The 7,128-nt window shown below is 49.7% G+C and carries 7 protein-coding genes; 3 read left to right on the plus strand and 4 right to left on the minus strand.

Annotated elements, in window-relative coordinates; translation table 11 throughout:
* Positions 1-722 precede the first annotated feature (722 nt).
* Entirely contained in the window at positions 723-1,379 is a 657-nt protein-coding gene (locus VE954_RS25535) for a helix-turn-helix domain-containing protein (protein ID WP_324958173.1), read from the minus strand.
* 674 nt (positions 1,380-2,053) lie between these two features.
* Between VE954_RS25535 and VE954_RS25540 the strand changes: the two genes are divergently transcribed.
* Positions 2,054-2,452 (plus strand): hypothetical protein, encoded by a 399-nt coding sequence (locus tag VE954_RS25540; protein WP_324958175.1) that lies wholly within the window; start codon positions 2,054-2,056, stop codon positions 2,450-2,452.
* 377 nt (positions 2,453-2,829) lie between these two features.
* Here the strand turns inward: VE954_RS25540 and VE954_RS25545 are convergent, their stop codons facing one another.
* From VE954_RS25545 to tnpA, 3 genes are all read right to left on the minus strand, one after another.
* Positions 2,830-3,405: a class I SAM-dependent methyltransferase gene (locus tag VE954_RS25545; RefSeq protein ID WP_324958177.1), complete on the minus strand. Its 576-nt coding sequence runs from the start codon at positions 3,403-3,405 to the stop codon at positions 2,830-2,832.
* Between the two features lie 321 nt (positions 3,406-3,726).
* The gene (locus tag VE954_RS25550; RefSeq protein ID WP_324958179.1) at positions 3,727-4,548 is read right to left on the minus strand and encodes a S1 family peptidase; all 822 of its coding nucleotides are present in this window, start codon (positions 4,546-4,548) and stop codon (positions 3,727-3,729) included.
* Positions 4,549-4,898: 350 nt separating this feature from the next.
* Positions 4,899-5,255, minus strand: a complete 357-nt coding sequence (gene tnpA, locus VE954_RS25555) for an IS66 family insertion sequence element accessory protein TnpA (protein ID WP_324958181.1) — start codon at positions 5,253-5,255, stop codon at positions 4,899-4,901.
* A 189-nt stretch (positions 5,256-5,444) separates the two neighbouring features.
* Here tnpA and VE954_RS25560 point away from each other — a divergent pair, with 189 nt between their 5' ends.
* Together VE954_RS25560 and VE954_RS25565 are read left to right on the plus strand one after the other, a co-directional pair.
* The gene (locus VE954_RS25560) at positions 5,445-6,071 is read left to right on the plus strand and encodes an IS6 family transposase (protein ID WP_324958183.1); all 627 of its coding nucleotides are present in this window, start codon (positions 5,445-5,447) and stop codon (positions 6,069-6,071) included.
* A 543-nt stretch (positions 6,072-6,614) separates the two neighbouring features.
* Positions 6,615-7,037, plus strand: coding sequence for a hypothetical protein (locus VE954_RS25565; protein WP_324958185.1), 423 nt, complete (start codon positions 6,615-6,617; stop codon positions 7,035-7,037).
* Positions 7,038-7,128 lie beyond the last annotated feature (91 nt).

The raw sequence follows: 7,128 nt of genomic DNA on the forward strand, positions 1-7,128 counted from the left end.
GCATGCAACTGCTGCCAGATGGAATCGTTCAGTACTCTGCGGGTCATCCTTGAACCCTCCTCATGAGAGAGAAGAGTTCCACAAAACTAAAAAAATTAAAATGATTCAGTTGGTTACCTGGGAATGAGGACACGCCTTAAACTTGACTTAAGTAAACACCTTTTGCGGTGAAAATTTTTGGTTCTGTTGCGTTTGTTTTCCAATAAAATGTAACCTGAAGAAACCATTGAGTATGCAATTATGGCTCTATTAGTGTTTTTAGCTGGTTGCGTGATCGGAAAACACAAACGCAACAGAGCCTAACGTGATCATGGGTCTTCAGGAAAAAAGGCCGGTTTCAGATCGCAAAAACCATCCGCTCCTGCCTTTATGGCAAAGACACCGATCTGGAATACCTCTTCTCAAAAATTTGAATTCAAAGAGATGACGATTCATACAAGAGAGGGTCATCTCTCACGGCACTGCTGCGGCCAGAAAATGAACTTTCTACGAAAAAGCGGAAAGGATTAACCCTGGCTCTTCTTTCCATCCTGAATTTCAACGGCATTACGATCCCGTGAAGCAAACCCATTCAACACCTGGAGTAATTCCTGGGCATTCTTTCCGGGGCCCTGGAAAAACGCAGCGTCGAAATCGTGAGTGGCTGTAGGTTTTGGTTTAAACAAGGCCAAGGGCTTGTAGCGGTTCGCTACATCATGCCGGGATTTATAACCAAGTCACGCCTACTCGGCATCATCGGTTTGAATTGTGAACGGCGCGTATAGCCCATCCAGCCAGGAATCGACGTTCGCGATAGGCGGATCGCGCGAATCCTCGTCGACCTCGTCGGGGAAGTCGTCCTGGGAATAAAAGATGATGTCGTAAAAAAAGCTCTGGACCTCGCTTCGCACCATGTGCCGGATTTCAATAGGGCGGCCGCGAGTAGTCAGGAAATTTTCATCGAGCCATTTGTCAACGAAGCGCCGGGCGTATTCCGATGGTGTCAGCCAGTCATCGTTGGCCTCACCGTCCAGCACTTCCCACCACTCGTCTTCGTTGGCATCATTGAAATAAAGGCCCTCCATCAGTTCATCGACGGCCTTCTGCAGCTGCTCCCTCGTGAAGGGTATCTCAGGCTCGGCGAGTCCCATCATGGCCTTAATCCGGGCGAGGTCTTTGATGGTCGTGGCGTTTCTAATCGTGCGGACCAGGGCCGCGGGGAGCATGTCCTTGATATCACGCTGGAGTGATTCCATCGCCAGCACCAGCCAGGGTTCGATTGGTGTACCGCCGTTCTCGTAGCGGCCGATGGTCTTCGGGTGAAGACCGAGTTTGGCGCCGAGCTGGGCCTGTGTGAGCTTGAGTTTGTTACGGGCGTCGATGAGTTCTTGCGGTGTCATGGAATGAACCCCACTGTTATTCAAGGCTTGAAACTACAGGGAGCATTTTGCTCCGTCAATGGAACAAAATGTATAAGTTGAAGGAAATTTTGTCCGTTGAGTTTTGCAGGACCCCAGTCGGAAGGATTCCGTTTACATCGACACTACGAGAAATCCGCGATCTGCATCAGCTTCACTTCTTCGAATCCAGGAAGCACATTCTCAAAAAGCAGGATGGCCAAAATAACATCTCAATCGAAGCTTAAGAAAAAAAGTATGTTACGTCGCAAGTCCAGGCCTTGACTTTGCGGTCCTGTTTTTGCTTTATGCCTCCGGCCGCATTCGATCCTTCGACGGGTCCAGTGCCCTACCCTTTATCATCAAGGTGCTCCCATGAATGCTTCGTCAAACTACCTGAAACCGAAGTTTCAACGTCTCATCCATCCGCCCCGTTTGCCATGGCTCCGGCTCTTCATGCCAGCGAGGGCGTTTGGATGCCCCATAAACTTCAGGACGGCGTCAAATTCTGGAACGAGCGGGATAAGGTCGATAGTCTCGAAGCGTATCAAGCGCTTGATCCAGCAAGGAGTTGCAAAAACTGCCTCTGCCATTAACGAAGGTTATTTGCACTTCGCCTAACGGAGGTTATTGTCACTTCGGTAAGACTTGGCATTCATCAGGATATGGAAGGAATTATGAAAGCCATTATGTTCGTATTTTTCGCCACACTGTCAACATCCGTATACGCAAAAACAATTAACTGCTTCTTCACGTATTCGACATACGCCAACCCCCAGCTCGGAATCAATTCTTTCCAGAGCCCTGCAGAGCCAAGTGTTTCAATTAACTTCGATGATGATTTATTCAAAGTTGTCGACTTCGCATTTGAAGAGTCGCCTATCCGCCTCCGCTTTATGGCGACACGTTTATTCGACAACAATGAACCAGCAGGGGTTTTGTTTCGATTGAGCCAGCCGGGAGCTGGTAAAATCGCTGAGGCTTATATTCTTTCAAACGAAAAAGTGCCGGTTAATTTGCGCGGCTATATTCACGGTGATTCGGTGATATACGCACTAGAAGCATTCTGCGAATGAAGCACTGCGCTTGGTTTTTGAAGCTCAACCCCATAGCCAATCCCCTGAGTACTGTGAACTGGCGAATATGACGAGTCCCAGGTCAAAATACCAGAGATTTTTTGCAACAGAACCGGGAATGATTCCTTCAGAAATTCACTTCGGCCTCGGAAATGCTTGCGACAGAGCCGACAATATTCAGTTCGTTTGCATCGCTCTCTATATCCTGATTCCCAAGGCTTCTGGGACGATCTGGTAGGATTTGGAAAAAATCCTGACCATCCCCCAAGATGAACGTTGACGGTCGAAGCCGAGCAACCGAGTTTGGGAGCGATCGATTCCGATGTAGCCTGGGGATCGTACATAAAAAAGCCCGCAAGACATCTTGCTTCTTCGACTCACGCTTTGACAAAATAAGCATTCAACCAGGCGATCCTGGGACTCTCATCCACATTGTGCTCTATCAAGGCCAAGCCACAGCGTTTGGCGACGGGTTCGAGCTTCTTGAGAGTCCAGTAATGAAATTGCCGTTCATCATCAGGCAGCTCGCCCACATCGCGAATCTTGAGGCCCATATAGAAGATACCGCCGTCTCGAAGATCGTAGCAGACCGTCCGCACTATGGTTTCGAACATATCATCATCAAAGTGAAGCAGCGAAGCGCAGGCCCAAACACCATCGACCTTCGTACCGATGGAGAAGGGATTGCGGAAATCGATCAGGCGGCAGTCGCTGGCGGGACTTTCCTTCTGCGCCATGGCCAGGAGCTCTTTCGAACCATCGACAGCTATGACGTGAAAGGCTCGCTCTGAAAAATAGCACGCGTCGCGTCCTGTGCCACAGCCGAGATCGAGGATGGTCTGGCCGGAAAAATGCTTGAGAAAGGCGCCGTAGAGCGTACTCATGTTCCAGGAGTGCACGCGGGCATGATAGGCCTTAGCATTTTTATCGTAGTAATCCAGGGATTTGCTCATAGAAGATGCCTGAAAGTGGGAGGAATTCATGACTGTCAACCCCCTCTTTCATAGCATGCCGTCGAGGCCAAACCAAGGAAAGAACGATTTGTTCGTCTTCGGATCGAATAAGCCTTCAGGGTGCCGGCATCGGATCAATGTGCATCGCCTTGCGGTAAGGCTCGGGATCAAACGATCCTGCCGGCCCCTTCTATGATGACTGCCAGTATTTTTGAGCGATAGTTTATGCATCACGGCATAGACGGAATAATTGGAGATCCGCAATGCGGAAAGCATTCTGCTCAACCCTTCCCGATTTTTTCCCTATCGTGAGCTGACCTCTTATTTGTTGAGGACTGTCTTCAAAAATTTGACGCTTTCCTCGCTTTTCAAATTCACATAGTTCGATGTTTTGACCGTTCCCGTACTCGTGTCAGCAAGGCTACCGCCGGAGGTCACACCTGCGAGCTTGCCGTTGATAAGGAGCGGGCCACCCGAATCACCGGGTCCGCTCGCCACCAGTTCACCGGCCTCAAGATTGGACGAGCTACCGGGCACTCCAGCGAAACGGATGAAACCACCGCTCACAGCTGCAACCGTGTTCGTACCCACGCGTTTGGTGCCACTGCCTGAACCGCTGTCGCCCTGAGGCGTCTTGAAAGTACGATTATGTCCATAGCCGACGATGGTGAAGACATCACCCACCTTCGGCACAACATCCGTAATGGCTGTCGTTGCCGGAGCGGTGTCGGCCGGGAAACTCACGACCGCAAGATCAGACGCGCTCACGCCGCCGCTGTAATCTGGATTTTTCTTAAAACGCGTGGCCTTGGCGACCAGAACAGGTTGTCCGCTCTGATAAGTTACGTAGTAAATATTAGGATCCTGGCTATTCTGTCCTTCCGTACAGTGCGCAGCCGTCACCACCTGGTAGCTGTTGACGAAGGCTGCTGTGCACCCTTTGTATTGATCCTCGCCAACCAACCGAAAGATTTGAACGACGGAAGGATAGGAACTTTCGCTGATCGCGATGCCATTTGTCACCTTAACGTCGCTGTTTTCCTGATTATTCCCTGAACCGCAGGATACCAGGAAGACAGCCACAGCCACAGCCACAGCCATGGATACTGAAATCAAACTTTTCGATCCAAACATAAATTTCATGGGCAACTCCTTTATGCTGTAAAGGTGATATTTCAATATTAGGCTGGCTGGCCAGTAAGAAAAGAAGATGGTCTGCGAAAGCGAGTCATGGAGTAAAAACGAGATTACGGGCTGATAAAGAGTTCGTCTTCAAATCATTGGCCCGCGCTTACTTCATGAGCTCTTGAGCTCACGCACGCTGACTATGAATGTTCGAATTTATCGGTCGCAGTCACGACAGGAGTCAAAAATTCGCAAACATTTCCGAAGCTCAAGTGAGTTTTTGAAGGGATCACTCCCCGGACGCAGTTATCCTGCGAGGGCGCAAAACTGCTCGAATGAAGTGGAGCACTGAATACCAAGCCCAGGTTTTAATGCCGCGTTAGATGGAATATGGTTCGATTATAGCGACTTAGTTCGGTTTTCAGATAGCGTTCTGAAATTGACGCATGGCATGGACGGCTCCATAGGACGTCGTGATTTTGAAAACTTTCTTCGATGAAGGCGAATGTTTCAGAGCGGGGTGCCGTCGACACTGCAGCTATAGAATCAACTTTGATAACGTCCGCAATTTCAGGCGGATTGTCGTTTTCGGAAACCATCTCTTTCCAATGCCGAAGCGATGAGATCGACATTCCGTGCCTCTTGCAAAAATCCTTGCGAGTCATTTCGCTTGATTCCCACTCTTTGAGAATCGCGCGACGTACCTTCATTGTCCACCTCTTCATTCAATCTCCTTATGAATGGATTGTGATCGAAAAAGACCAGATAGCAGCCAGCCACGGAAAACCTTGCACCGGTTGATGTTTGTGGGTTGTGTTGCGCCTGGGTAAGCCCGTGGTATTGTCCGGGAAACCTTGAGAGGGCGGCTCATGCTTTTTGACACCAAAGGACATTGATTTTAGCGCCAGATCATCATGCTTCATGTCCGCTGGTATCTTTCCTATAAGCTGAGTTACCGGGATCTTGAAGAGATGGCCGAGGAACGTGGGCTTGAAGTTGACCACACCACCATCTACCGCTGGGTCATCAAGTTCACGCCAGGGCTGGAAAAGGCTGTGCGCCGGCTTAAGCGGCCTTTGGGCAAAAGCTGGCGCCTGGACGAGACGTCTATCAAGGTCAAAGGCCAGTGGAAATACCTCTACCGGGCCGTGGGTAAGGAAGGCGATACTGTGGACTATTTGCTCACGGCAAAGCGCGACCGGAAAGCCGCACAACGCTTTCTCTCCAGGGCTATCAGGTCAAACGGCGAACCGATGAAAATCACTATCGACAAAAGCGGAGCCAACACATCTGCGATCAATGACTATAACGACGACGCTGGAGCCGATAGCGAAATTCGTCAGAACAAATATTTGAACAACATTATCGAGCAGGACCATAGGCCCATCAAGCAGCTATGCAGAGCCACCTTGGGCTTTGGGAGGTTTCGAACTGCAAGGATTACAATTGGTGGCTTTGAGTCGATGAGAATCATTCGAAAACGGCAGGTCAGAGCAGAGGGCAATACCTCTGCAGAGATCTTCTATTCCGTCGCTGCATGATCGTTCGCCAATCCTTGCTTCCCCTTCGCTCAGCTTCTGCAAACGCAACACAACCCGTAATTTCGGAGAGCTTCAGTTCTGACCTCTGCAACAAAGACTCTAACGATCGATCTTCCAACCTGGATGATCGCGGAACTTGATATAAAGGCTCGTCGTTTGAATGTAGCCCGCAAGGCGTTAATCAATGTTTGGATTGCCGACCGTCTACGTGCAAATAAGCCGGCGAAAAATTCTCAGGATGCAGTTTAACAGAACCTTCCCGGAAAAAGCTGCTGTCCGCACAGATGAGGAGAAGTTCCGCCATCGGCTCGAACATCGATAATCGCACCGTTATTGTCATCATACCACTGTCCGATCAATTGACTTGTCTGGTTTCCTTGTGGCGAGTCCGATCCAACCCGAGTAAATCGATATGTGCAATTCACATTGCACAGCGATTATTTTTAATTCCAGTAACCCAACAATTTGTAGCACCCGTTTATAAATTAAGGCATTGTAGGCGAAAGAAGAGACTTTTCCTAAACAACTGATGGAGACGTGCGTATGAGCTCTTTAATGAAGCGAATAATTTGGTCGGTATCCGTCGCCTTTTGCATGATCGCGACAGGCTGCGGTAAGGATGAGAAATCAGAAAAACCAGTTTCAAGTGAACTTTCACAAAGCAGTCAGGATATCGCTTGCCTCGCGGCGCTTGGTTCTTCGGCTGCCTGGGCCAAGAGCTGCGTAGCATCCGTTGCATGCTATGTCGGAGCAGGCCTGGGCGGTGTTGCAACGCTGATTGGTTGCTATGACAAGACAAAAATTAATTATTATCGAAGCTGTGTGTGTGTTACGAACGAATTTTCTCCAATCCTTGAACAGGACGCATACCACATTACACGTAAAGGCAAGCTAATCTGCCCCAATCAGCCTATCGGAATTCCCTATGACTGTAAAAACACTACAGACTTGCGAGAAGCAGGGTAAAACTGGTGGCGGATGGCAGGGCCCCCGGGAGGCTTTGTTGCAGGGCCCCCGGGAGGCTTTGTTGCAGGGCCCCCGGGAGGCTTTGTTGCAG

This window comes from Oligoflexus sp. (genome assembly GCF_035638955.1).
Lineage (GTDB): Bacteria > Bdellovibrionota_B > Oligoflexia > Oligoflexales > Oligoflexaceae > Oligoflexus.